This window comes from Paenibacillus sp. FSL H8-0175 (assembly GCF_045040615.1).
Taxonomy (GTDB): Bacteria; Bacillota; Bacilli; order Paenibacillales; family Paenibacillaceae; genus Paenibacillus_AQ; species Paenibacillus_AQ odorifer.
This window is the reverse complement of record NZ_CP150299.1, coordinates 6415430-6440955: the sequence shown is the minus strand read 5'-3', so window position 1 is coordinate 6440955 and position 25526 is coordinate 6415430. Positions and strand designations below refer to the sequence as shown.

Genomic DNA, 25526 nt, shown 5'->3' with positions numbered 1-25526 from the left:
GTGAAATACACTCTTGCGACGAGCCAAAGTACATGCACGAGACCACGAAATCAAGGAGCACATGGTATCCATTCACTTGAGCATCCCTATTTCTGATGCCCCGAATGCGAACAGCCCTCTGGAAAAAAGTATGGCGGTTAATGAAAGAATTTCGATCACATCGGTGATTTGAAAGTAACGAAATCGCTCCAACTATACCATTCCGTGGTGTATCCTAACCGACTGAAGCGCCAGTTTCATGCTATTGGCTCTCAACAAAGGGGACACAATAAATATAAACTAATGGATAAGCTTTTATATTATATAGAGAAAAGAAAAACATACTTAGATACTTTTATGAAAAGGAAGTTTATAAAATGCTACTAAATTGATAATATGTATGAGTATACATAATAATTGAAAATGGAGGTATTTTATATGAGTATTTTTGCTCTACCTTTGTGTATTCCTGAGATATATGGCTTCTTGCATCATGCGCATAAGCTAGCAATAATTCTTGAGAATGAAAAACATTTACCTTGGTTCTACAGCAATTATATACAGCTCTACACAGCGGAATATTTGGATGAATTTAAACTTGACTTCTACTCCTTTGATGGTAAATATGCCCGTCATCCTGGAATTAATGAGAATTGGTATGAAAAAGGGTTCTTTTTAAATATGCATTCAGAGATTATACCCTTTATTATTGGTTGTATTACTAATGGCCGGTATGTTGAGATTCTAATGGATGAGTTTTATTTATCCTGTAAACCAGCTTATCAATCATGGCATCTATCTCATCAGAGTTTAATCTACGGTTATGATAAAGATAAGGAACGTTTTTTAATCCTTGGTTTTAACCGGGCAGGTGATTTTGGCGAAATTGAGGTGTCTTTTAGTGAGATTGAAAAAGCATTTCTCAATTCCAGTATAGGGGGAGTCGGATTTTTTGATTGTTCTACGTCAGTGGATTATTCAAATACTAATCCTGAGCTTAACCTCCCTGTCATCAAGTCCTACCTCAATGATTTTGTCCACTCCACAAATTCGTTTATGACTTACACCCCCCCGGGCGCTTCTTATGGTTTAGGTACTTATAAAGAACTATATAAACGTTTGTCTCTAATAGAATCCTCTAGAGAGGATATTAGACCGATACATATTATACTCGAACATAAAAAATGTATGGTAAATAGGTTGTTTTATTTAGAAAAAGAAGGATATATCGAAGAAGCCTCTACTTTGATTAATGGATTTACTGATCTCGTAAAAAATATTAATAAAATGAAAAAGGTACAATTGAAATATTGTTTAACGAAGGATCAACGGTTAATTAGTCATATAACGCAGGGACTTGATGATTTGATGAATAATGAAGAAGAACTTCTGAATCTATTGATAAAGAAACTGGATTAAGGATAGTTATGATAAAATTTTGTGTTGGTGTAGTTTTCATAAAAAAATAATCTTAAGCTGATCCGGCTCAAAACCAAAATCAGTGGCATAAGGCCTCTTGAATGAATCGCTACGGGTTCGGAGGGTTCTTACGATCGCTGTTAAATCCCTATTTCTTGATTAAAAAGAATTATCGGTTGAAATGGGGCTTTAAAGGCGAACGCTGCCATTTCTTCAGAATCCCTCCGACCCTTCGCTCTGTTCAATCGTACAGTCAACCACAGATTTTTAGATTGAACCAAAATGGCTCAAAACCAAAATTAGCGTTTGAAATTTTAAATTGAGAAAAAATGGACATAAATGGAAAGATATCTGCAAATCCTGTATTGTTGTAAGTCCTACCTCAACAATAAAAAGGATATGACAGATGCCACGCCAGTATATCAACGAACTGTTAGGATTACCAGAGCTACAACTTCATAGCGTTCTCTCGATCCAGGAGACTGAAGTGCATTTGGAGGCCACAACCGTGGCCTATAAACAGCCTTGTCCCCTCTGCCACTCCGAAGAAGCGGGAAAACGAGATGGCCGTAATACAGCGCGCAAGATTCGTCATGTCAGCATCTTTGGTAAAAAGTGTTTTTTTGCATGTTCCCTCGTTACGCTTGGCCTGCTCGAGGTGTGATATTGGATTTATTTAGACCTATACGTGTGTTGGCCCCAAGGAACAATAAAGCCGTGCTTTTCGCTCGCAGACCGTAAATCAGGCGCTGGTTTCCACGGCAGCACATAGTGCGAGAATGCAAGAAGCTCCGGCTAGCACGGTTCAGCGCATGCATCAGGAAGCCCTTCCTGCTGAGAGCGAGCGTTTGCTCCAGCAAGCATGGCATCAAGCGAAAGACCAGACGGATCTGGTGCTCGGTATCGATGACTTTGCGATTAAAAAAGGGACACACGTACAACACTGGTATTCACGATCTTCGAGGCGAAACCATGCTAGACCTGCTTTCGGGGCGAAAGCTGGACGCGCTACGCGCGTATGCCAAACAGCATCCGGAATTTTTAAACCTAAATCCCAAGGCCGTCGTCATGGATCTGTCTCAAGCGTATCACACATGGATCAGCGAGTGTTTTCCAAGGGCGATTCGAATTGCCGACCGCTTCCACGTTCACGGTTATGTCATCGAAAGTGTCCAAGCTGTCCAGAAATCTCTTCAATTTACCCTTTCTCCCGGGCCAAAGGGATCTTAAAAAGTCATTACCGACTGCTAAATCCGCCAGCAGATTCGTTAACGGACAAGAGTCAAACTCAGTTAGAGCAGTTGCTGGCCTTCTCTCCGATCTTGCGCGAGGTGTGGGAATGGAAAGAATCCTTTTCCGGTTGGTATGACTATTCACCGAATTTCGATGTGGCCCAGCTTGGTTTTACCCGTTGGTGCCAACAAGGGGAAGGTATTGAGCATGAAGCTGTGCAATCCGCTTTGAAAACGATGCGAAACTGGGAAGAGGAAATCGTGAACTACCATCACTGCCGCTGGACGAACGCGAAAGTAGAAGGGCGACATAATCGCATTAAATCGTATCAACGCCGACACTATTTCACGCGCAATCGTCGATGTTACAAAGCCGGTATTTTATTCGAGTGTAATTGGTATCGGTTATTAGGATGAAAATATCAACCGCTATTTTTAGATTGAGCCGCTGATCCTGCTAGGAAATAAGATTGGCTTATTTTGTTTTAAATGGCTATATGTTGTTAAATTATATTGTTGTTTTTTACGTGAAAAATAGAGTTGTACCTAAATTAATAGGTCAACTCTATTTTTTTATGCTGTTTCGAGATACGAATATTCAATAAGTGCTCCGTTTTCCCGCAATATTTTATGCGATATATTTACTTTTATTGAAATTTATATTGTTAATATGATGGAAAATGAAATTAACGGAATAATCCAACTAATGACAATATATCAACAATTAAAACTAACAACTCACCGAATATCGTAACCACCTTTGAACAGTTTGTATTCCAAGTTTATCCAATCATAGGATTATTTAATAAAGCAAGTACAGCACTTCCCAAAATACAATAATAAAGCCTGAACAAACATTCTTATATCTATAATAGAATGTTTATTCGTAAAATTCAAATAACAACAGCCTTGATTAACATAGCGATTTAAATATATATATATTGATGGAAGCGAGCCAGGAACAACTTTCAAGAAAATGGCTGTGTATCGTCAGATACAATAATTTATCCCTCTGTATTTCGGACCAACTCTAAATAAAGCGAAGGAGGAAGTGTTATCTGAGAGAATAAGCAGTTTATCATATGTTTTTAAAGAAAAAAGTGAATATTATCACTTTTAATTGTTTTATTAGGAAAAAATTACAATGTTGTTACAATGATTGTGCTTTCATTTATTTGCTCATATACTTTCGCTAAAGTCATTCAGCTTATCAATCGTTTTATGCAAACGATTGTCTAACCTTCTTACATAATGATTATCTCGATTAATTGTTGTGCTTCTTAAAGAAATTTACTCTCAATAAAACTATGGGAAGGTGATTCCAATGACGGTTCGGTTAATCTGTTTGCCATATGCCGGAGGTTCGGCATCGGTCTTCCTGCCCTGGAAAAAGCGGCTGCCGTCTTTTATCGAACTTTGTCCGATTGAATATGGCGGACGAGGGAAGAAGAGCTGGCGCGCACCCTACGTATCCATCGAAGAAGCAACAGAAGACATCTGGTTGGATCTCCATCCCCTGATTTCGGAGGGATGGCCCTATGCTTTTTACGGTCACAGCATGGGGGTACTAATTGTTTTTGAATTAGTTAACCGTATTTATGGAACCTCATTGCTCAAACCGGAGCACTTGTTTCTGACCGGGCGCAATCCACCACATCTTCCTGAACAATATTTGATTCATCAACTAACCGACCGGGAATTCGCCGAGGCCCTGTACAGACTCGGGGGAACACCGGAACCCGTTCTATTTAACCTGAAGTTTCAAAAGCTGTTTTTTCCAATCATCCGATCCGATTTACAGGCTGTACAATGCTACGAAGCTCCACAAGAACATTCGGTATGGGACTCGCCCTTGACTATTGTGAACGGTAGCCAGGACGAAGTAGTAGATCATGACCGTTTGCGGGAATGGTCGGATTATACACGGGGCGCATTCCATTGCTACACCTTTTCCGGTGATCATTTTTTTATCAATGAGAAGTCAGATGAACTGATCAAACTAATGGCCAGCGAGTTGTCCGGCTAAGAAGGAGAGTACCATGCACAAGAAGAAGGTATTTATTTTTCCAGGACAAGGGTCCCACTACGCTGGTATGGGAAAAGCGTTCTACAACGAGTTTCAGTCTGTGCGAGCGTTGTATGAGGAGGCCGGTGATTTGCTTGGCTGCAATATGAAGGACGTGTTGCTCCATTACACGATGGATGAACTGGAAAGGTCCGGGGTGGTTCAGCCGGCGATCGTACTGGCGAGTTATTGCTCGTTCAAGGTGTTGACGGAGGAATACGGTATATATCCCGATGTTCTGGCCGGTCACAGTCTGGGTGAAATATCGGCACTCTCCTGTTCCGGTGCGCTAACGTTTGCAGACGCATTGAGACTGGTTCAGAAGCGGGAACAAATCATGGAGGAAGCCAGCGTCGAGCTGGGTGGAATGATCGCGGTTATGGGGATCGATCCCGAATCGGCCGAGCGGGTATGCGAAACTATTCCCTGCGACCTCGGATATGCTGCCGTATCCAATTACAATTCGGATGAGCAAGTGACGATTTCCGGAAGCAAAAGGGCCCTGTACGAAGTGTCGGCCCGATTGAAATTAGAGGGAGGCGGAATACTACCGATTTCGGTTCGTGGGCCGTACCACAGCCGGTTGATGGAAACTTCTTTGCCATCAATGAAGGTCGAGTTGGATAGCTGTTCATACGCTCCAATTGGTATCCCCGTCGTTTCCAGTATCACGGGAAACCTCTACACGTCGGAAAGGGAGATTCCTGAACAGTTGGCCATTCAACTGGTTAGCCCCGTCCGTTGGACACAGGTATTAGCCTGTCTGGCTGAAGGAGGGATGAGAGATTTGATCGAGGTAGGTCCCCAGACTGTTTTGCGTAATCTCTCGCTGACCAACCGCCTCGACCTGACAGTGTACGGGGCAGAAAATCGTCGAGATTTTCAGGAAATTGTGAGATTGTTCTCGGCGGTTCGCAAGTTGGAAGCCGTGAAGGAGTCCAGCCGATACCAACTAATTAACGATTGTCTCAAAGAGGCGGTATGCGCTCCCAATTCCAACTTCAACGAAAAGGAGTTTGAACAGGGGGTACTGATTCCTTATAGGCAGGTTCTCTCGGGGTTGAAGAATTTAGAAAAAGAGGGGAGGCTGCCCAGTTACAGGGAGATGAGAAACGGACTGGACATGCTTCTACAGGTTCTGCTCACCAAAAAAGTAGCGAAGGCGGAGTGTAAAGAGATTGTAGAAGAGGTGTTGCTTGACAGCGGGCTGTTCGATTGTTATCACGAGTATCTGGATGTGTGATCACGAAAAAGGAGGAGGTGAGTACAGGACATGGAAAATACGAAAGATATCGCAGTGATCGGCATAGGTTTGAAATTTCCCCGGGCGGATTATCCCAAGGCGTTCTGGGAGTGTCTGCGCGACGGGATGGATTGTGTGGGCACCCTGCCTGAGGGAAGAATGCAGGATGCAGAGGAATATGTCCGGGCCATTCATAACGACGTCGAAGTGCCTGACTATCGGAAAGCTGCATACCTGGAGCGGATAGATACGTTCGACTACGAATTTTTCAAAATTTCTCCCAAAGAAGCGGCGCTGATGGACCCTCATCAGAGGTTGCTGCTGGAGACAGCCTTTCATGCCATCGAAAACGCGGGTTACGCTCGGAAGATCGCGGGGACCAAATCAGGCGTATTTATAGGGTTTCCAACTGAATTCTCGGCCATTATGTATCAGCATCTCATTATGAAGCTGAATCCGGAGCAAGCGGAAAACTCTTTCTCAGGCAACTTGCCCGCTGTTCTCGCCGGGCGCATCTCCTATTTTTTTAACCTGAAAGGGCCGTCCCTGCTGGTCGACACATCCTGCTCGTCCTCATTGGCGGCTGTACATATGGCTTGTAGCAGTCTGATCAACGGCGAATGCGAGACGGCTCTGGTCGGTGGCATCAATTTGTTCATAGTGCCGATGGTGAATAAAGTTGTCGAAAATATAGGGATTATCGCCCCGGACGGGCGCACGAAGTCGTTTGATGAGGACTGTGACGGGGTGGGACAAGGCGAGGGAGTAGGCGTCATGCTGCTGAAACCACTTTCCCGGGCACTTGAAGACCATGATTATATTCATGCCGTTATCAAGGGCAGTGCCGTGAACCAGGACGGTAAATCAATCGGAATTACCGCACCGAGCGCCGGCGCCCAGGAGCAAGTGCTGATGCAGGCATGGGAAAACGCCGGAGTGGATCCGGTGACAGTCAGCTATATTGAGACGCACGGGACGGCGACGAAGCTTGGCGACCCGACCGAGATTCTCGGTATTCGTAAGGCTTTCGCGAATTACACGCCGCGCAGGCAATTTTGTGGGATCGGATCGGTCAAATCCAACATTGGTCACACGATAGGTGCGGCTGGAGTCGCGGGCATGATTAAAGCGATTCTGTCGCTTGAACAGCGTCAGATTCCGCCCAGCCTGAATCTGATGAGACCGAACCGGAAGATCAAATTTGAAGATTCTCCGGTCTATCTCAATCACCGGTTGCGGCCGTGGTTAGTAAGCCCACGTAGATGCGGTGTCAGCTCGTTCGGTATCAGTGGAACTAACGCGCATGTGGTTCTGGAAGAAGCGCCGGAGTTGTGTAGAGAGAGTCAGGCCGAGCCGGGCCGCTGTATTTTCACACTGTCGGCTATCGGACGTGAACAGCTTCGGGAACTTGCGGAACGTACGGCGGACTATTTGGGCGGTGACCGTTCCGACTCGTTGATTGATCTCTGCTATACCTCTACTGTAGGCAGACTGCACCTGAAATATCGCATCGCGCTTTTAGCGGAAGATGTTGGTGATCTGAGACGTAAGCTGGTCTTGCTGAGCCGGAACCCAGATACACCGCAGGCCAGTGTATGGACCAACAGCGGAAGCTGTACTCCAGCTCCGTCTGACTTGGAGGGAAGAGATATGGTGCCTGTGATGGATGACGCCGCTACCATTTGCGAGAGTTATGTCCGGGGAAGAGATATTCCCTGGGAAAACCTCTATTCTGACACTCCGGCTTACACGGTACCACTTCCGCACTACCCGTTCAAAAAAAATCGTTGCTGGATTCAGACCGATCCGCGAGTGCTGGCCGAACGGAAGCCGAATTCCGCAGAAGAGATGTATCGGACTGTTTGGAACGGCGATCCGCTTCCTTCGACGGCGTTAGCCTGGACCCGCAAGCAGGTGGTCCTTTTCACAGACCACTCGGTCGCAAGCGCTACATTGGCCGCCATGTTGCGGCGCCAGGGCAACCGGGTGCTAGAAATCGAGATCGGTCCGGTATACGTGCCAATAGCAGAGGAACGCATATGCGTCGCTTTGACCGAATCGGATTTCGAGCGGTTGCTTCCGCACTTGCAGGCGTTCGTACCGGATAAGATCATCCACTTGACGACCGCCTTCGGCGACGGGGATCCCGATACTCTCGGACAGCTGGAGTTGAATTTGGAGGCGGGTGTCTACAGCTTGCTGTACCTCGTCAAGACGCTACACAAGCTGAAGCCCGCCGTGGGAATGGAGCTTGTTATCGTGACTGCTGGTACTGCACGCATTGAATCCAGTGACCTGGTCCAACCGCACAATGCAGCACTGGTGGGTCTAGGCAAGACAGTGCGGTGGGAATATCCACAACTGAAATGTAGAAGCATTGATGTCGGTCGGGGTAGCACGGTCGAAGATCTGATGACTGAAATCCAGTGCGTGAGTGGCGAATATACTGTGGCTCTTCGTGGGGGACGACGGTACGTCGAAGCGGTCGAGGCGGTGCCTGCTTCTTCGATGTCCACTCGGCCCGGCCCGTCTCTGTACCAAGGTGGTACTTATGTGATTACCGGTGGGTTGGGCCGGATCGGGATCCGCCTGGCCGAGATGCTGTCCGGCCGCCAAAACATCAATCTGGTGCTACTCGGGCGATCGGAATTTCCACCGAGGGAGCGGTGGCAGGATCTTCTCGCCGGAAGCGATGAAAGGGAGAACGGGCTCAGAGAGACCCTCGTCAAGCTCGCTAAGATCGAGCAGGGTGGTTCCAGTGTTGATGTTCGATCCTGCGACATCGGCGACCGGCATCACGTGGAGGTAGTGTTCCGGGACATCCGCCGCGATTACGGAAGTATCGATGGCCTGATTCATCTGGCTGTTGCCGACGAGACCTGCACCCTGACCGAGCTGACCTCGGAAATGCTGAATAGCTCGATTAGGGCAAAAGTTCACGGTACCTGGATTCTGGACCGGGAGACGCGTGGGGATAAGCTGTCCTTCTTCATCCTGTTCTCATCGGTGATGACACTGGTATCAGGACTGGGGAACGGGACTTACACTTTGTCTAATGCATATCTGGACGCTTACGCCGGGTATCGAAACTCCCAGATGCCGGGAGCGATGGCCATTGATTGGCCGGAATGGGAAGACATCGGCCTGACCGAGGATAAGCAGACCGACGAAGGACGGTCCATCTTCAAAAAAATATCTGCCCAACAAGGGATCGAGACGTTCTCCCGTATGCTGAGCCTGAACGCGGACCGGCTTATCGCGGGGGAACTGAACGTAAGCAGCCAGGTATTCAAGTTGCTGGATTACTTGCCGTTCCGATTGTCGGACGAACTGACTGCCCGGATCCAGTATTACGGTAAGGCGAATCCCGTCTCCCGTCCGCTGGCCGCCGCGGAAATGAGTGTCACACCGCCGTATGAGCAGGGGACGCATGGCCGGGAGGTGCAATCGGCGGTCGGTGTGTCGCAGGTAAGCGTATGGCCGGGGCTATTCTCCGAGAGCCCGGCCCCTGCGCTCGCTGTAGTTCCGGTTCAGACCGAAGTTCTCAGCCAGCCGCTTCCTATTCAACCGGGAAGAGATACCGGCCTGGAGGGAAGGCTGTCGGGTGAATACACCAGCTATGAACGGATACTGGTGAACGCATGGCAGGACATGTTCGGTTACGAGACAATCAACGTCACAGACAACTTTTTTGAATTAGGCGGCGATTCGATCTTTGCCTTCAGGCTGGCCGTGAAGCTTGCCGACGAGGGGCTGAATGTGGAAGCATCCGACATTCTGCGCTATCAATCCATCGAATCTATTGCAGACTTTATCGGTAAATCGGTAGGAGTGGGTGCCGTTACGACATGAAGAAGTATGATGAGGACTTCATGCGCTTGGCCGTCGCGTCAGCCCGTGACGGGATTGAGCGGCTGGAATTTCCCTTCGGCTGCTGTATAGCCCAGGATCGGAACCGTTATGTCTTCGCCGGAAATCATTCACTGAAATCCGGTGATCCCACTTCGCATGCCGAGATCAACACCATACGGGAGTGGAGCCAACGGTACGGGGCCGCCAGTCTGAAAGAAACAGTCATCTATACCACAAGTGAGCCGTGCCTTATGTGCTTGGGCGCCATCAACTGGGCACAGATTCCGCGGGTTGTCTTCGGAACTTCGCTGAACCGATGTATCCATCACGGTTTTTCGGAGGCGAATATCGACTCCGCCGTTCTGACAGCCTCCTTTCCTCATCCTGTTTCTATGGAAGGGGGGATACTGGAGCAAGAGTGTGAACAACTGTTCACGCTCTGGAATAAAAAAAGACGGTTCGTCGATTTATTCTCTAGGCCCTATACGGGCGAAAGACGCCATGAGAGAAGGAAGTGAAAGCGATGAAGAAAATTGGAATCTATGAAATGTTTGCATCTATCCAGGGAGAAGGTCTTCTGCAAGGTATTCCCTCTGTCCTGCTTCGTCTGGTCGGATGCAACCTCTCCTGCTCATGGTGCGATACTCAGGATTTTCTGCAGGGAGGAAGAGGGACGTATTACAGCCTGGAGGAAATTATGGACGCTCTGGCAGTCTACGACTGCCGTAATATCGTAATAACGGGGGGAGAACCTTTTATCCACCCGGAGCTACCTCTGCTGACCCAGGAACTGCATCAGCGCGGATACCACATCACCATCGAAACTAACGCTACACTGTATCAGGAGGTAACGTGCGATCTTATCAGTATGAGTCCTAAGCTGACCAATTCTGTCGTTACGGAAGCAGACGGACAGAAGAGAAACAAGATTGACCTTGAGACTATACGTAAATTCATCGCTAATTACAGCTATCAGATCAAGTTCGTGGTCAGCGAACGGGATGATATGGACGAGGTGGCTTCTATACTGGCAGAGGTTGGGGACTATGATCCTTTCCGGGTGATGATTATGCCGATGGCAGCCACCATACAGGAATTGCAACGGGTGCAGAAAAAGGTGCTTAAAATGTGTATCGACCACAATATGAGATACGCGAACCGTCTTCAACTGCAAATATGGAACAACAAAAGTGAAATTCTAAATTAACGGAGGAGGCAATGAAATGAAAGGACCACTAAGTTTGAAGGAACGCATGGACGATTTTTGGGTGTATCCGAAATTGTCGAAAGTGAATGACAACCGCGAGTACGAGGATACTTTCTTTGATTTCCTGGAGCAGCCGTCTTCAGATAGCAAGGCGGCGAACAACCTATACATACACATTCCGTTTTGTGACTCCGCCTGTATTTTTTGCCCTTATTACAAAGTTCATGGAAGCAGGGATTTGGAAGGGAAAATTTCGTCTTACATCGACATGCTGATCGCCGAGATGAAGCACTACGCCTCGACGCCGTATTTCAATGGGAAAAAGATCGATTCTGTGCATTTTGGTGGAGGCAATCCGCTCCTTATGCAACCCCTGGATTTTGAGCGGATCATTCAGGCCGTTCAGAGTTATTTCCAGGTGGAGTTCAAGGATAACTGGTCGGTTGAAGGTTCAATCAACTGTGTGAAAAGTGTCGATCAAATTCGTCAGATGATGGATCTTGGCATCAACCGAATCAGCTTTGGCATTCAGACGTTCAAGGAAGATATCCGTGAGGCTATGAATATGAGAGTGACCTTGGATGATATCTACCGCGGAGTGGAGATTTTGAACGCTGCCGGTCTTAATGAGTACTGTATCGACATGATGTACAATATGCCGAATCAATCGATCGCCGACTTCATCGAAGATCTTGAGAAAGTAACGGCATTGAATCCCTATCATATCGATATTTACAATATGGCTGTTTTCCCGAACACCTATCTCGACCGCCAGATCAAGAAAGGGGCTTACCGGATCAATCCCTCCAATCCGAACCAGCTGGCCACCTTCCGCGAAGCTCATAAATGGCTGAAAGAACATGGTTATCAACAGATTACGACCAATACCTACTCCTTGCGGCAAAAGGAAACACACATCGGCGATCGCTTGTATCTGACAAACAACAATGTACTGGGAATTGGAGTTTCATCAAGAGGATATTTGGACGGATATGTTTACAAAAATGTATGCGATATTAAGCAGTATGCGGAACAGGTAAGTCTGGGCAAGTTCCCGGCCAATTTGGCGCATAAGCTTTCAGAAGAAGAGCACGACGACCGAACGATGGTTTTTTTCCCAATCACTTTGGCGATTGACAAAGAGTATATCCCGAACTATGCCTTCTATGAAGAAAAGATTAATACAATCATCAGTATGGGCCTCGCCGAATGGATCGGAGATACGTTGAAATTGACCGAGGAAGGGGTCGTCTGGGCGGGTAATATAGCAGCTCATTTTATCAGCGAGGAACGATGGAATACGTATATGAGTTCCTTTTTCCAGTCGGTTCGTGACAAGACGAATTTCTATAACGAAGATGACACAGGGATGAAAGTTGTGGAACTGGAGGCTTAGTCTGCATGCTATACTCCAGTTTGCTAAAAGCAAAAAATAGTGCCCCTGAGCGATGTGCTGTCAGTTGTGACGGACAGCGCATGAGCTATACCGAGCTGGTGAGAGCGGTAGATTATGCGGCAGATCGGCTGGGTGAGCAGGGGATCGGAACTGGCGAGGCGGTTGGCTTAGTTTTGAACAACTCGCTCGAATTCGTCATCTGCCTGTACGCTCTGTCCAGCAGGCATGTGTCTGTGGTGCTGATCAACCCGCAGAATGATGTGCAGAAAATACGCGAAAATCTGCTTGCGATTCAGTTAGATACGGTAATTATGGAGAATCACCTTTTTGATTCCCTGTTGCGCATAGAGGCATCTTTTTCGTTTCGGCTGCTTTTGCGTAAGGATCTTCCCCAGTTTTGCTTTCCCGGTGAGGCGTCGTCTATAGGAGGGGAAACTGCGGACTATCAATTACGAGGCGACGAAGATCCAGTTATCATCCAATGTTCCTCCGGGACGACAGGGATGCCCAAGATGGCTGTCCGCACGAATCGGAATCTGTTGGCGGACACGGACAACATCATCTCAACCTTCGCCTATACAAGGGAGGATATCGTCTATTGTGCAGTCCCAATATGCCATGGATATGGGCTGACAATGGGGCTGCTGGCCCCGCTGAAGGCGGGTGCTCAGGTATGGTTGGAGCGCTGGTTCATGCCGAATCGCCTTTTCAAAGCTTTTTCAGAGCTCAGCCCTTCTGTATTCCTGGGAACTCCCGAGTATTACGACATTCTGAATCGGGCCGAATATGTCGATAGGAACGTTAGTTTTAGGGACGGCCGGTTATTGTTATGCTCCAGCTCGCCTTTGGAAGAGGAGACCAGTCTATCATTTCATCGGCGGTATGGACGTTGGATTCAACAACTGTATGGCATGATGGAAGTCAGTACCATTTCTTGCAATCTGGATGCGGATGAGCACAATGTTGCAAGCGTTGGTCGAGCGGTAGACAATGTCTTGATCCGGATCGGTGCCGGGGATGAAATCGAAGTGTTCAGCGACACTATTTCTGGGAGTTACATCGGAGACCGGCTCTCTAATACTCCCAAACGCCACGAATGGTTTGGTACGGGCGACCGGGGCTATATAGACGCACACGGTCAGTTATATATCCGGGAGCGGATTCAAGTTTCTAATCATCCTATTGAATCGGAGAGTGAAGTATGAAAGTAACTATCGGTAAAGAATTTCTGTTCGAGGCCGCCCATAAACTTCCGAAGGAGGAAGTATACGGATCCTGTCAGAATCTGCATGGACACCGTTATGAATTGGCTGTGGAAGTGACTGGCGATGTAAATGATCTGGGCTGGGTGTGTAACTTCAAAGAATTAAAGGCAATCGTTAAAGAGAATGTAATCGAACGATACGATCATGCCTACCTAAATGATTATTTCGATCTGCCGACCGTCGAGATCATGGCCGTGCACATCTTCAACGTGCTGTCCGAGAAATTGCGCAACAAGCCTTACGATTTGAACCGGATTGTTCTGTACGAAACACAGGACAGCTACGCCGAGATCAAAGCCTGAACAGGATTAACACACTCAGCCAATCTGAAGGGAGAATAACGTTATGGGAATTCTGTACAATCAAAAATCCGAAACAGACCTTCGCCTCTTTATTCTGAAGAAAATCAGCGAGGAGAGCGTGGATGCTGAGCTGTTCGATGAGAATACCGAGCTTGTAGACAGTAAAATCATCTCCTCTATCTCTCTAATCAATTTGCTCGCGGGAATAGAGGAGTTCCTGGACCAGGAAGTCGTCAACAACGAATTTGGTATTGAAAATTTCACTTCAGTCAACAAAATCATTCAAACTGTCAGAGCTGCCTTGCAATGGCCGGATCAAGTTCAATGACCGAAAGCTCACTCATGCAGGCAGAGTTCGTCTTCCATAAAGAATTTGAGTATTATTGCTTCAAAAATTGTTATTGGAAGCTTTTAGGGTTCTATGGTGTGGATCGTCCAGAGTTGTTTCTGGATTGCGGAGTGGAATGGCTGTTTGCTGAGGAAGAAGAAACGGGTAGGTACGGTTACCGTTTCAGCACCGGAGATTTTTTTTCCAGCTTCCTCCCTTCCTGGAGAGGGCATGCTCATTTCCATTCCGATCCAGGTAGCGGGGAAACCGCTACAGAGATCTGGGAGGTCAACCGGCGCAAGTTGAAAGAAGGGGTTCCGCTGATCATGGCAGCGGATGTACATGAGCTGGATTACACCCCCTTTTATCGCAAAAAGCACTCCTATCACTCACTGCTGCTTACGGGTTACGAGGAGAAAACGGAGCAATATCAGGTAATTGACTGGTATCCACCCTGGTTCTTCAAGGGAGAACGCTCCCAAGCTATGCTCGATCCAGCCAGATCCTCAACTAATGAAGCAGACGGGATTTTAAGCGGAAATCCGATTCGCTATCTTTGGGTCGAAGTGGAGCGGGACGGATGGAATTCACCGAAGAAGCATCTGATCGATGAGGCGCTAACATTGTGCCTGGAGCAGTTTTACTGTAGACCGGATGAAGGGCGGCCCGAGCGGCGGGGAATCAACGCCCTTCATGCCCTCTTCGAAAAGATCGAGCAAATGAAGGACGACTCCAGAGATCGGAAGGGTTTTTTGGAAGATCTGCACGGACAACTGTTCTTCACCGCTTCGCGAAAAACGTTTCTGAAATTCTATCTGAAGTCGGCGGCCGCTGAGTGGCCCTCACCTAAGCTGTATAGCTGCATGAACCACTTGGAGGAAACGATCAAGGAATGGAAAAAGCTTTCTTCTGTCGTGATCAAGGCCTCTCTCTCAGAAAAGGCCGAGCTTTTTCAGCAATTGACAGATTTATTTAGACGTCAGATTGATTTGGAGAAGCAGTTCTATTACCAGTTGTACAGCTTAAGCAAAAGTCTGAAGGTGGAGGGGTATCCGGTATGGATATAAAACAAGTTGCAGTCATCGGCGCCGGCATCATGGGAAGAGGGGTCGCTGAGGCATTAGCCGTTGCCGGTATTGCAGTTATCCTGATTGACCGTGAGGAAGATGTGTTGCAGCAATCCAGAGAGCAGCTTCGGAATGATCTGCGGATGCGGGCACTCTTTCGTCAGACCGGAGCTTCAGTTGAAGAACCGGAGGCTATTCTGGAACGAATAGAATGGACAACCCACTTGGAAGCTTTGAATGAGGCGGATTTCATTGTGGAAAATGTTCCGGAAGTAACCCATTTGAAGAAGGAGCTATATCAGCAGATGGCCCCCTTTCTTCCGGAATCCTGTGTCATAGCGGTAAACACTTCCTGTGTATCCATTACCGAGCTGGCTTCAGGCATACATTGGCCGGAGAGGGTTATTGGAGTTCATTTCATGAACCCCGTACCGCTGATTGCAGCCGTCGAAGTAATCCGGGGATACCATACGTCGGAGGATACGCTGAATGTGACCACGTCGCTAATGGGGCGGCTCGGGAAGGAAGCGATCGTGGTTAACGATTTGCCTGGCTTTGTATCTAACCGCATATCCCATCTGATGATGAATGAAGCCGCCTTTGTCGTTCAGGATCAGGTGGCGACAGTCCGGGAGGTCGATGATATTTTCAAGAAATGTTATGGCCACAAGATGGGGCCTTTGGAGACGGCTGATTTGATCGGTCTTGACACTGTAAAGAATTCACTCGAAGTATTGTATGAGAGTTATCAGGATTCCAAGTTCCGCTGTTGTCCGCTTCTCAAGAAAATGGTGGATGCCGGCCTGCATGGCCGGAAGACGGGGGAAGGATTTTATCAGTACCACATTTAAACTTATTTGGGGACAGGAGAGAAATAACCGATGGATGAGGTTCAGTTGAGAATTGAACATTTTCTGCTTCGTATGTTCCGTGTCAATACGATCGGCCTGCACGATGATATTTTTGCGCTTGGTTCCATTAACTCGTTGTTTGCGATGCAATTGATTCTTTTTCTGGAAAAGGAATTCAAAATTCGCATTGAGAACCAAGATATGGATCTGAATCAATTCAAGACGCTGGCTTCCATTACCGAACTAGTGGAAAGAAAACGTCTTATGCTACGGTCATCAGGCGAATAGAGGGGGGAAAAACATGGGGATTTCCGGGATTCTTCAGACCTTTCGGCATGAGGATTTCAGACGGTTCACCGAGGAAGAAGTAATGCCACTGGCTGCCCAGATTGACCGCGATGAGCACCTTCCGGTTGAACTGATTCGAAAGCTGGGGGAGGCAGGTTATCTGGGTGCATTCCTGCCGAAGCGTTACGGAGGACAAGAGATGAACATGGTGGATGTTGGTCGCTTGAACGAAGAACTGGGCAGATGTTGCTCCTCGACCCGGGGAGTCTTAACAGTGCAGGGGATGGTAGAAATCGCCATCGACCGCTGGGGCGTGGAGAAGCAGCGTGAGGAATGGCTGCCCAAGCTAGCTAAGGGTTCCGTCATCGGTGCTTTTGGTTTGTCCGAGCCCGGGGCAGGAACGGATGCGAAAAGTATTCAGACCACAGCCGTTATCCAGGACGGTAAATATGTGCTGAATGGGCACAAGAAATGGATTACGATGGGGCAATTGGCCGATCTGTTCGTTATTTTCGCCAATTGCAACGAGAAGGTGACCGCCTTCCTAATGCCAAAGAGTACCCCTGGCCTGACTGTTCAGCCTATCCGCGGAATGATGGGTGTCAGAGGGTCTATGCTGGCTGAATTGCATCTGGACAATTGTCGGATACCATTGGAGAACCTGCTGGGTTCTGAAGGCGCGGGACTGACCCATGTCGCGATGTCCTGCCTTGATTACGGCCGATATACAGTGGCCTGCGGTTGCGTTGGTTTGGCTCAGGCCTGTCTGGAGGGATCGTTGTTGTATGCACGCAAGAGAAAACAGTTTGGCAACTCGCTTAGAAACCATCAGCTTATCCAGAAAATGATAACCGAGATGGTGGTTGGCATTCAAGCAGCCCGAGTCTTGTGTGAAAGTGCGGGGCGTCTAAAGGACGAGGGAGACCCGGACTCCATTATGGAAACGTGGAATGCGAAATACTTTGCGTCCAAAATGGTCGCTAAAGCAGCCGCTGATGCGGTGCAGATTCAGGGAGCCATCGGGTGCAGCGCGGAAAGTCCGGCAGAGAGGCATTATCGGGATTCGAAAATTTACGAGATTATCGAAGGAACCTCACAAATTCACGAGTCGATGATCGCAACGCACGCTTTTCGGAGAATGTAGACGGGCCGAGTCGGCCGGGGGGGGCATCTGAAAACGATGGTCAAAAGTATAAAATGTGTGGTCTGGGACTTGGATAATACCCTGTGGGACGGCGTCCTTAGCGAAGGAGATCAAGTGGTGCCGAGTAGTGTTGTCTTGGAGACGATAAAGGCGCTCGACTGTAGGGGGATTCTTCAGTCCATCAGCAGTAAGAACGATTACGACACAGCGATGCGGAAGCTGAAACAGTTCGGTATCGAACACTTTTTTCTTTATCCGCAAATTCATTGGAATCCCAAGTCCGAGGCAGTACAGACTATTATCACACGATTGAACATTGCGGAAGACGCGGTTGCCTTTATTGATGACCAGCCCTTTGAACGGGATGAAGTTGCAGATCTTCTGCCCGGTGTGATGATGATAGACGCTGTTTGTATAAGCCAAATTCTTGATTACCCGGAAATGCAGCCAAGGTTTATCACCGATGATTCCCGTCGGCGCCGGGAAATGTATATGCAGAACCAGCAAAGGAACGAGAGCGAGCATAGCTTCACGGGGAATAAAGAGCAGTTCCTGGCCGAGTTAAATATGGTAATGTCCATTTCCAAGGCGGAAGCGGAAGACCTGAAACGCGCGGAGGAGTTAACTGTTCGAACCCATCAGCTGAACTCGACCGGTATTACATATGATTATGAGGAACTTGACAGCATTAGGCGGTCATCGGATTATCGTCTGCTGATGGCGGATCTCAAGGATCGCTACGGGGACTACGGAAAAATCGGCCTCCTGCTGGTGGAATGTGGTTCCCGGGATTGGACCATCAAGCTGATGCTAATGTCCTGCCGGGTCATGTCCAGGGGTGTGGGAACGGTTCTGCTCAGTTATATCCAAAGAGAAGCGAAGTTGGCAGGCGTAAGGCTGTTGGCTGAGTTCTTGCCAAATGACCGCAACCGGATAATGTATGCCACCTACAAGTTTGCCGGCTTCGCCGAAGTGCCATTGGATCACGGGAAAGGTGTTATTGTGCTGGAGCATGACCTGCACAATCAGGCGGTATACCCGGATTATATGAAGATCATCACACCAAATGAAACGCATGAAAATATGAGGGAGAGGCTGCCTTATGGTAAAAGTTAGCGATCTGTTTGTTCCAGACAGTAACCAAGCCAACACTGAGGAGATTTCCGGCTATATACGTCAAATTTTGCGGCTAATCGGAGAGGATCCGGATCGGGAAGGGCTGCTGGATACACCGATGAGAGTGGCCAAGATGTACACGGAAATTTTCAAAGGTTATTCCGCAGATTGTGAGGAGCTGCTGTCGGCTACATTCAATGAGAATTACGATGAGCTGGTAGCCCTGAGCCATATTAAATACTTCAGCATGTGCGAACATCATATGGTTCCCTTTTACGGACAGGTTCACATCGGTTATATTGCCAATGATCGAATCGTTGGTCTTAGCAAGCTAGCACGGTTGGTTGACGCACTATCCAGCAAGTTGCAGGTTCAGGAGAGATTGACAACGGAAATAGCCGATATGATCGAACAATATTTGAAGCCTTTGGGCGTAATCGTAATCGTGGAAGGTGAGCACCTTTGCATGTGTGCCAGAGGCGTCAAAAAGCCGGGAGTGATCACCACTACATCTGTCAGCCGGGGCGTGTTCAAAACCGATTACAACCGCAAAATTGAATTTTTACATTATATTAGACACGAGTAAGCATACGTAAAAAGACTTCGGGAATTCAAAGGAGCTCGATTATGCTTTTAAAGAAAAAAAAGTACAACCTGTTCGACTCTATTTCTATTGCCTTTCGAACAAACCCGATTACAGTAGTCTGTATTCTGGTGTTTGCCGCAATCAATGGTATTGTTCCGTTCTTGCTGATTCTCATGAATTCCAGCTTTATCGATGCGGCGATTGATTACGTCAACAAAAGTACTCCTTTCGGCGATGTACTAACGCCCCTGCTATTGATCTTTCTGTTAATCGGCTATCTTCAGATGTACGCCGTTGTGTCCCAGATTCTTTTCTCCAGGGTCACGATCAGTCTGAGAGAAAGTTTCAATACGGCCATTATTCAGAAACAGCTGTCGGTAAAATATGAGCATGTGGAAAATGAGGAAACCAGTGAATTGTTGAACCGGATTGTCAAAAACCCCGGGTTTTACGCCATTAATGAAGTGTTCAGGCATCTTGTGGATCTGATTGGCATTTTGATTAACTTTGTTGCGGTAGGCTGGCTGGTGTTCAATCTGAAATGGTGGCTGGGTGCCATTCTATTTATCGTTTCCATTCCGCTAGTGCTGATTTCCTACATCTCGCACCGGGATATTTACAACACACTGAGGTCTACTAGCGACCTTGACCGGAAATCGGGGTATATCGAATTTGATGTGCTCCGCGGTCGCGATCTGGCATCTGAACGCAAGTTATTTGGCTTCACTGTTTATTTCAACGAAAAATTCGAGCAATATTTCAATGGCGCCATAAATTTATCGAAGAAGGTCAAATTTAAATGGCTGGCGATCAACAAATTTTCCGTCTTATTTATTATTATCACCTGTATCGGCTTTACCTTCATGCTGCTGACACCTTTGAAAACCAAAGAAATCAGCCTGGGCTATTTCATCTCGCTCATAACGGCAATCTTTCAGCTGCAGGATAAAATGGCGCACCAGATGTCTGACATCATCGGATTTTTGTCGCGGGACAGTGAATATATGAAGGATCTCAATCGGTTTGTTCAATTGGAGGATGAAGAGGATGCTATAGATCTTCAATCTTTAGAAAAGGAAATACCGATCCAGCGAATAGAGACGATTGAATTTAAGGATGTGTATTTCAAATATCCGGGTACGTCCACGTATATCCTGAAGGGCATGTCTTTTAACATCCGGAGCGGAATGCATTATGCGGTTGTAGGGAAGAACGGTTCGGGTAAAAGTACGATTACCAAATTGCTGCTCGGCCTTTACGCGCCGGACCGGGGAGAGATTCTTATTAACGGAATCAGCATTAACCGGATCAAGCCCCATACGTTGCACACGCTTTTCTCGATTGTATATCAGGATTTTGCCAAGTACTCGCTATCAGTGGGTGAGAATATCGCATTGGGGGATACCCATCATTTCAGCAGTAAGGAGCAGATAAACAGGACTAAAGTGATTGAAATCGCTGAATATGTGGGACTCAAAAAAAATGTTGAGCAGCTTCCTCAGCAGTTCGATACTCCCCTGGGTAAAATTCTGCCGAACGGAATCGACCTGTCGGGCGGGCAGTGGCAAAAAATAGCATTGGCCCGATCGTTGATGAAGAGCGATACCGTTCGTATTCTGGATGAACCGACGGCGGCGCTTGACCCGCTGGAAGAGAGCAACCTGTATAAGCATTATTCCAAAATTTCATCAGAGGATACAACCATTTTCATTTCACATCGCCTGGGTTCTACCAAACTTGCAGACATTATTCTGGTCATTGACGACGGGCAGGTTATCGGATGTGGAAGCCATGAGGAGTTAATACAGGACAAAGGGATTTACTATGACATGTTTAATTCACAGAAGGAATGGTACTATGAATCCTAAAACTATGATGAATTATAAAACTAAGATAAAGCCTAAAACGATGTCTTTCCCAAAAATAATGAGCAGGACCTTATCATATGGATTTCAGAAATTACCTGGTTACTTCATCTTTTACATCTTCATCTCCCTATGTTTGGCGGCGCTGAACTTCCTGTCCATCGATATCATGAAGCGAATGTTCGATACCGTCTCCATGGCCTTTATTTCAGGAAAATGGGGAGAGGCCGCCTCCATTATAGTCTGGGCGGGTTTGATTCTGATTGTATATCAATTCATCGATGGTTATCATAACTTTCTAAATGAAGACTACTTTCTGAAATTCATGAGCAAGATCCTGAAAGACATGAACGCTAAGGCAGGAAGACTCGAATTGATAGAATTCGAGTCGGTGGAGCTTTATGAAAAAATCAGTATGGCCATAGGCGGTGTTCATCACGCAATTAAATCGACCATTCTGTTGTTAAACGGTGTAATTTTCCATCTGGTGTTCTTTGTTAGCATCAGTATTTATTTCTTTTCGATCAAGCCCATTCTTGTTTTATTGTGTTTCCTGTTCTTCATTCCAAAGTTCATCTCCCAGCTGATAAAAGGCTCCAATCTGTACAAATTACAGGAAGAGCTTGTACAGAGCACGAGAGAGATGGAATATTATCAAAAATGTCTTACGGATAAAGAGTATTACAAGGAAACGAAAACCTTGAACGCGAGATCGTATTTCTTCGACTTATACAAAGAGAAGCTCCACCAATGCAATCAGAAGGAATGGAAAGCCAATCTTAAAATTGGCCTGGTTGATTTGCTGCTCAGTTTTATCACTTATTTGGGCTATATTGGTTCCTTCGCTTTAATCACCTATTCCCTGTTGAATGGAGATTTATCAATTGGGATATTTGCCGCTGTCTATTATTCGCTGAATAAATTGATGAACGGTATGAGCGATATGATGGAACTGTTCGGTAACATCTACCAGAATGCGAATCTGGCGGGCAAGCTCTACGACTATCTGGCGATTCCAGAGAGTTCAGGAGAGGAAATCCAGCTGCCCGAACTGGAAAAACTCACATTGCGGAATGTTTCCTTTACTTATCCTTATAAAGATAAAGAATCATTGAGAAATATCGATCTGGAAATCGCCAAGGGCACCAAACTGGCAATCGTGGGCACGAACGGATCGGGCAAAACGACACTTGTCAAAATTATTATGGGACTATTTCGAATGTCTGAGGGCGAAGTTCTTTACAACGACGTCAGTATGTCCAACGTACAGCAGAAGAGCATGTACAGCAGGATTTCGGCGGTTTTTCAGAATTTCGGCAAATATAAGCTGACACTTAAAGAAAATGTCATGCTTAGTGAAATTGACAAACCCTATGATGGGGAGTATTTCGATAGCACCTTAACTAAATCGGGATTTAACAACAACAAAGACGGGTTAAAGGATGGAATTGAGACGATGATGTGCCGCTCGTTCGGAGGGATTGATCTGTCTGGAGGAGAGTGGCAGCGATTGGCTATTGCAAGAGGACTATACAAGTCAAGCGATCTTATCGTGCTGGATGAACCTACTTCGGCCATCGACCCGATAGAGGAAGCCAATGTGTACAAACGCTTCAACGAAATAGCTAAAGACAAAACGACTATCTTCGTAACCCATCGTCTGGCATCAGTCAAATCAGCAGACCGAATTATCGTGCTGGATTCAGGCTCCATTCTGGAAGACGGTAGCCATGAACAGCTGATGAGCCAAAAGGGTAAATACTATGAAATGTATATGTCCCAAGCCGAATGGTATGTTCGCTAGAAGAGCTACACATTTTATCCAAAGGAGAGATAATTATGGACGATTTCCTCCTGAGTTATCTGGAAATCAAAATTACGGAGCATTGCAATTTAAACTGTAGCGTATGCTGCGACTTTGGAAACATCGCCGAGGCCGATGAATACGGTGTGGAAACTTACGAGAAAGATATGAAACGGCTGGTGCAGCTTGGCGTGAAGATCAAGAAAATTCGGTTACTAGGAGGGGAGCCGCTTCTGTCCAAGCATGTAGCTACATACATCAAGCTGACGAGAACCTATCAACCAGAAGCGGACATCCATCTAGTTACGAACGGTATGCTGCTTAGAAAAATGCCTCAGGATTTTTTTGAGATAGTTCGGGGGAACGACATTACAGTTCAAATTTCGAATTACCCGGAAGAGAAAAATCAGCCTTATATTGCTGAGGGGCGGCAGCGGTTGGAGGACGAGGGCGTCGTAAATTTTGAATACAAGCCAGTATGCTTCGAGATCGATTATACCTTTGAGGACAATCTAGAGGATGTAGAGAAGATTTTCAAAAGATGCAATTTAATATACAACTCCACCAATCTTTATCGAGGGAGAATATATAAATGCCCACGACCAATCAGTCTAAGACATTATGACAAGAAATATGGAACTGCGCTCTCTGACATGAGTGACGGTATTGACTTGTTCGAGCAGGGAATGACCTCGACTATAATCGAGCAAAGACTTGAGGAGCCGATAAGATCCTGCCGATACTGCACGCTCTATCGGGGTTATGTGGAGTGGGGGCAGAGCGCTCCGAACCCCAATTATTGGATCAATACGCCGGACAATGATCTGTTGATTGACAACTACGAACCGGGCAGCAGGAAAATGTACGATGCTCTCAACAAGTTTGAATATTTGATTATTGAGAATATAGAGGGAAACCTATCCTTCAGGAAAATTCAAATGGGGGAAATTATGGATTATCCCGATCACAGCTTTAATTTATGGCTCATTGATAAATACAGCATAGAGCGTTTCCATTTCTTCAAACGATTGATAAAAAGGCTAAACCGGAACATTACGGGCTATATCATGGACAATGAAGATTTCCTATGCTGGCTAGACGAACAGGAGCAGCAATCGCTGATCGACAAAAAAAAGATTGGGAATCTTCAGAAATCGATAACTATCTTATTCAGTACTGACGAGAAACTCACCTTAAAGAGCCTATCGTCAGTATTGAGAAAAGAGAAAAGAAGAACCGGGAGTCTGACATGAAAATTGTTGTCCTGACCCTCCCTGAAGAAAGTCATGTTAAACCGTTTCTTCATCTGTTCGATTATTTGACGGGGTTGAAACATGAGGTCACGATTTATATTAAGGACTCTCACCGTGCGATTCTACATAATCCCGATATGAAGCTAAAGATTTATAATCAGTACTTTCTGGACTATATCTTCAATTTCGGCAGAAACCTCTCACCGGCTAACGAACAGGTAGTCCCCAAGAACAGGATAGCCCGAACAGAACCGGAGAAGAAAGGCCAGGTGCTTGAGGCTAGCTATTTGTACCGATGGCGGTGTATCAAAAAATACTTAAAAAATCTGGAGGAGGATTTCAGTCAGTACGATTTGCTCCTGTATGATTACTATCTCTACTTTGGATATGTAGTATCAAAAACCTATGGTCTGACGCCGATATCCCTGATTCCGACGTTGTTGCCGTGCGGCTCGATACGGGATGAGAACCTTGATGATTTCCTGAGGATGAACTATGTTCTTGACACCGATAAACCTTTATTCTCAAGAAAAGGCACGGTCGACATGCTGGATGACTTCTCCAAAAGGCTTAGTGCCCAAACGAAGATGGACTTCGATTACTTCAGTAGCTTCTTCAGCGAGACCAATATCGTGGCAAGTTCACGTGAGCTCTATCCGGAAAGTTACTTGAAGAAGGCCGAACAGGCGTATTGTTTTATCGGTAGACAGCCAGCAGACGGTAACTTGCCCAATAGACCTGTACTGGAGAATGCCCCACCCTTAAAAGACTTATTGGTGTACATGGGGGAGATCGAGGATGTGGAGCAAGCTGAGCGAATGAACGACATCATTAAACAACTGTCGGCTTCCGGTTTGTCCGCGTATATTATCACTCGCAATTTGGATCAATGGGCGACGGAAGAGGTGTGCGTTTCTACCAACGTGGTCTGTCACACATATTTACCGATAGAGGAATATCTGAAGCAAGTGAGGGTGTTCGTCAGCCACGGTGGACTAAGTAGCATTAGTGAAGCTGCAATGGAGGGATTGCCGATGCTTCTGATTCCAACATCCGGCGAGCGGCTAATTAACGCCAGAAGGATTCAAGAACTGGGGGCTGGGGTTATGATGTCCGGGGATGTAGCATCTTTCTGTCTGCTGGACAGGATCGGATTGCTGCTGGCAGACGATAGTTACAACGTTAGATCGCGCAGACTGGGAGCCTCACTCCGGAACGCAAGCACCAACCTTTCCATCACCCTAGAGAATGTATTGTAAGGAGG

The 25526-nt window shown here is 46.7% G+C and carries 22 protein-coding genes; all 22 read left to right on the top strand.

The window, feature by feature from the left end:
• Positions 1-417 precede the first annotated feature (417 nt).
• On the top strand, positions 418-1398 hold the full coding sequence (locus tag MHH46_RS28510) for a hypothetical protein (protein WP_076193953.1): 981 nt from the start codon (positions 418-420) through the stop codon (positions 1396-1398).
• 906 nt (positions 1399-2304) lie between these two features.
• A complete protein-coding gene (locus MHH46_RS28505) occupies positions 2305-2628 on the top strand; it encodes a transposase (RefSeq protein WP_305953706.1) in 324 nt (107 codons plus the stop codon).
• On the top strand, positions 2586-3047 hold the full coding sequence (locus MHH46_RS28500; RefSeq protein ID WP_256716579.1) for a transposase: 462 nt from the start codon (positions 2586-2588) through the stop codon (positions 3045-3047). The genes MHH46_RS28505 and MHH46_RS28500 overlap by 43 nt, the downstream gene beginning before the upstream one ends.
• A gap of 907 nt (positions 3048-3954) precedes the next feature.
• A complete protein-coding gene (locus MHH46_RS28495; protein WP_076193955.1) occupies positions 3955-4656 on the top strand; it encodes a thioesterase II family protein in 702 nt (233 codons plus the stop codon).
• A 13-nt stretch (positions 4657-4669) separates the two neighbouring features.
• Positions 4670-5938, top strand: a complete 1269-nt coding sequence (locus tag MHH46_RS28490; protein WP_076193957.1) for an ACP S-malonyltransferase — start codon at positions 4670-4672, stop codon at positions 5936-5938.
• Between the two features lie 30 nt (positions 5939-5968).
• Positions 5969-9790, top strand: coding sequence for a type I polyketide synthase (locus MHH46_RS28485; protein ID WP_076193959.1), 3822 nt, complete (start codon positions 5969-5971; stop codon positions 9788-9790).
• On the top strand, positions 9787-10308 hold the full coding sequence (locus MHH46_RS28480) for a nucleoside deaminase (RefSeq protein WP_076193961.1): 522 nt from the start codon (positions 9787-9789) through the stop codon (positions 10306-10308). Before MHH46_RS28485 ends, MHH46_RS28480 begins: the two co-directional genes overlap by 4 nt.
• Before the next feature lie 5 nt (positions 10309-10313).
• Complete coding sequence (locus tag MHH46_RS28475) at positions 10314-10997, top strand: 7-carboxy-7-deazaguanine synthase QueE (protein ID WP_081387933.1); 684 nt, start codon at positions 10314-10316, stop codon at positions 10995-10997.
• A 16-nt stretch (positions 10998-11013) separates the two neighbouring features.
• Positions 11014-12393, top strand: a complete 1380-nt coding sequence (locus MHH46_RS28470; protein ID WP_076193963.1) for a coproporphyrinogen-III oxidase family protein — start codon at positions 11014-11016, stop codon at positions 12391-12393.
• A 5-nt stretch (positions 12394-12398) separates the two neighbouring features.
• Positions 12399-13598, top strand: a complete 1200-nt coding sequence (locus MHH46_RS28465) for a class I adenylate-forming enzyme family protein (RefSeq protein WP_076193965.1) — start codon at positions 12399-12401, stop codon at positions 13596-13598.
• The gene (queD, locus tag MHH46_RS28460; protein WP_076193967.1) at positions 13595-13960 is read left to right on the top strand and encodes a 6-carboxytetrahydropterin synthase QueD; all 366 of its coding nucleotides are present in this window, start codon (positions 13595-13597) and stop codon (positions 13958-13960) included. Before MHH46_RS28465 ends, queD begins: the two co-directional genes overlap by 4 nt.
• A 43-nt stretch (positions 13961-14003) precedes the next feature.
• Positions 14004-14288, top strand: a complete 285-nt coding sequence (locus MHH46_RS28455) for a hypothetical protein (protein ID WP_076193969.1) — start codon at positions 14004-14006, stop codon at positions 14286-14288.
• Positions 14285-15355 carry a BtrH N-terminal domain-containing protein gene (locus MHH46_RS28450; protein WP_076193971.1) on the top strand — a complete coding sequence of 357 codons (1071 nt, stop codon included), beginning with the start codon at positions 14285-14287 and terminating at the stop codon, positions 15353-15355. Before MHH46_RS28455 ends, MHH46_RS28450 begins: the two co-directional genes overlap by 4 nt.
• Complete coding sequence (locus tag MHH46_RS28445) at positions 15346-16206, top strand: 3-hydroxyacyl-CoA dehydrogenase family protein (protein ID WP_076193973.1); 861 nt, start codon at positions 15346-15348, stop codon at positions 16204-16206. The genes MHH46_RS28450 and MHH46_RS28445 overlap by 10 nt, the downstream gene beginning before the upstream one ends.
• A 30-nt stretch (positions 16207-16236) precedes the next feature.
• Complete coding sequence (locus tag MHH46_RS28440; RefSeq protein WP_076193975.1) at positions 16237-16494, top strand: acyl carrier protein; 258 nt, start codon at positions 16237-16239, stop codon at positions 16492-16494.
• 13 nt (positions 16495-16507) lie between these two features.
• Positions 16508-17638 carry an acyl-CoA dehydrogenase family protein gene (locus MHH46_RS28435; protein ID WP_076193978.1) on the top strand — a complete coding sequence of 377 codons (1131 nt, stop codon included), beginning with the start codon at positions 16508-16510 and terminating at the stop codon, positions 17636-17638.
• 36 nt (positions 17639-17674) lie between these two features.
• A complete protein-coding gene (locus tag MHH46_RS28430) occupies positions 17675-18754 on the top strand; it encodes an HAD family hydrolase (protein WP_076193980.1) in 1080 nt (359 codons plus the stop codon).
• Positions 18741-19340 (top strand): GTP cyclohydrolase I FolE, encoded by a 600-nt coding sequence (folE, locus tag MHH46_RS28425; protein WP_076193982.1) that lies wholly within the window; start codon positions 18741-18743, stop codon positions 19338-19340. The genes MHH46_RS28430 and folE overlap by 14 nt, the downstream gene beginning before the upstream one ends.
• Positions 19341-19381: 41 nt before the next feature.
• Complete coding sequence (locus tag MHH46_RS28420) at positions 19382-21208, top strand: ABC transporter ATP-binding protein (protein ID WP_081387935.1); 1827 nt, start codon at positions 19382-19384, stop codon at positions 21206-21208.
• 58 nt (positions 21209-21266) lie between these two features.
• Positions 21267-23009, top strand: coding sequence for an ABC transporter ATP-binding protein (locus MHH46_RS28415; RefSeq protein ID WP_179088218.1), 1743 nt, complete (start codon positions 21267-21269; stop codon positions 23007-23009).
• 35 nt (positions 23010-23044) lie between these two features.
• The gene (locus MHH46_RS28410) at positions 23045-24262 is read left to right on the top strand and encodes a radical SAM protein (RefSeq protein ID WP_076193986.1); all 1218 of its coding nucleotides are present in this window, start codon (positions 23045-23047) and stop codon (positions 24260-24262) included.
• Entirely contained in the window at positions 24259-25521 is a 1263-nt protein-coding gene (locus tag MHH46_RS28405; protein WP_076193988.1) for a nucleotide disphospho-sugar-binding domain-containing protein, read from the top strand. Before MHH46_RS28410 ends, MHH46_RS28405 begins: the two co-directional genes overlap by 4 nt.
• Positions 25522-25526: the final 5 nt, after the last annotated feature.

What these genes read in the sequence shown, in the direction of transcription:
- MHH46_RS28405 (WP_076193988.1), top strand. Translation starts at nt 24,259, where the DNA reads ATGAAAATTGTTGTCCTGACCCTCCCTGAAGAAAGTCATGTTAAACCG.
- MHH46_RS28450 (WP_076193971.1), top strand. Translation starts at nt 14,285, where the DNA reads ATGACCGAAAGCTCACTCATGCAGGCAGAGTTCGTCTTCCATAAAGAA.
- MHH46_RS28420 (WP_081387935.1), top strand. Translation starts at nt 19,382, where the DNA reads ATGCTTTTAAAGAAAAAAAAGTACAACCTGTTCGACTCTATTTCTATT.
- MHH46_RS28480 (WP_076193961.1), top strand. Translation starts at nt 9,787, where the DNA reads ATGAAGAAGTATGATGAGGACTTCATGCGCTTGGCCGTCGCGTCAGCC.
- folE (WP_076193982.1), top strand. Translation starts at nt 18,741, where the DNA reads ATGGTAAAAGTTAGCGATCTGTTTGTTCCAGACAGTAACCAAGCCAAC.
- MHH46_RS28470 (WP_076193963.1), top strand. Translation starts at nt 11,014, where the DNA reads ATGAAAGGACCACTAAGTTTGAAGGAACGCATGGACGATTTTTGGGTG.
- MHH46_RS28430 (WP_076193980.1), top strand. Translation starts at nt 17,675, where the DNA reads ATGGTCAAAAGTATAAAATGTGTGGTCTGGGACTTGGATAATACCCTG.
- MHH46_RS28415 (WP_179088218.1), top strand. Translation starts at nt 21,267, where the DNA reads ATGAGCAGGACCTTATCATATGGATTTCAGAAATTACCTGGTTACTTC.
- queD (WP_076193967.1), top strand. Translation starts at nt 13,595, where the DNA reads ATGAAAGTAACTATCGGTAAAGAATTTCTGTTCGAGGCCGCCCATAAA.
- MHH46_RS28510 (WP_076193953.1), top strand. Translation starts at nt 418, where the DNA reads ATGAGTATTTTTGCTCTACCTTTGTGTATTCCTGAGATATATGGCTTC.
- MHH46_RS28465 (WP_076193965.1), top strand. Translation starts at nt 12,399, where the DNA reads ATGCTATACTCCAGTTTGCTAAAAGCAAAAAATAGTGCCCCTGAGCGA.
- MHH46_RS28485 (WP_076193959.1), top strand. Translation starts at nt 5,969, where the DNA reads ATGGAAAATACGAAAGATATCGCAGTGATCGGCATAGGTTTGAAATTT.
- MHH46_RS28495 (WP_076193955.1), top strand. Translation starts at nt 3,955, where the DNA reads ATGACGGTTCGGTTAATCTGTTTGCCATATGCCGGAGGTTCGGCATCG.
- MHH46_RS28445 (WP_076193973.1), top strand. Translation starts at nt 15,346, where the DNA reads ATGGATATAAAACAAGTTGCAGTCATCGGCGCCGGCATCATGGGAAGA.
- MHH46_RS28455 (WP_076193969.1), top strand. Translation starts at nt 14,004, where the DNA reads ATGGGAATTCTGTACAATCAAAAATCCGAAACAGACCTTCGCCTCTTT.
- MHH46_RS28505 (WP_305953706.1), top strand. Translation starts at nt 2,305, where the DNA reads ATGACTTTGCGATTAAAAAAGGGACACACGTACAACACTGGTATTCAC.
- MHH46_RS28410 (WP_076193986.1), top strand. Translation starts at nt 23,045, where the DNA reads ATGGACGATTTCCTCCTGAGTTATCTGGAAATCAAAATTACGGAGCAT.
- MHH46_RS28440 (WP_076193975.1), top strand. Translation starts at nt 16,237, where the DNA reads ATGGATGAGGTTCAGTTGAGAATTGAACATTTTCTGCTTCGTATGTTC.
- MHH46_RS28435 (WP_076193978.1), top strand. Translation starts at nt 16,508, where the DNA reads ATGGGGATTTCCGGGATTCTTCAGACCTTTCGGCATGAGGATTTCAGA.
- MHH46_RS28490 (WP_076193957.1), top strand. Translation starts at nt 4,670, where the DNA reads ATGCACAAGAAGAAGGTATTTATTTTTCCAGGACAAGGGTCCCACTAC.
- MHH46_RS28475 (WP_081387933.1), top strand. Translation starts at nt 10,314, where the DNA reads ATGAAGAAAATTGGAATCTATGAAATGTTTGCATCTATCCAGGGAGAA.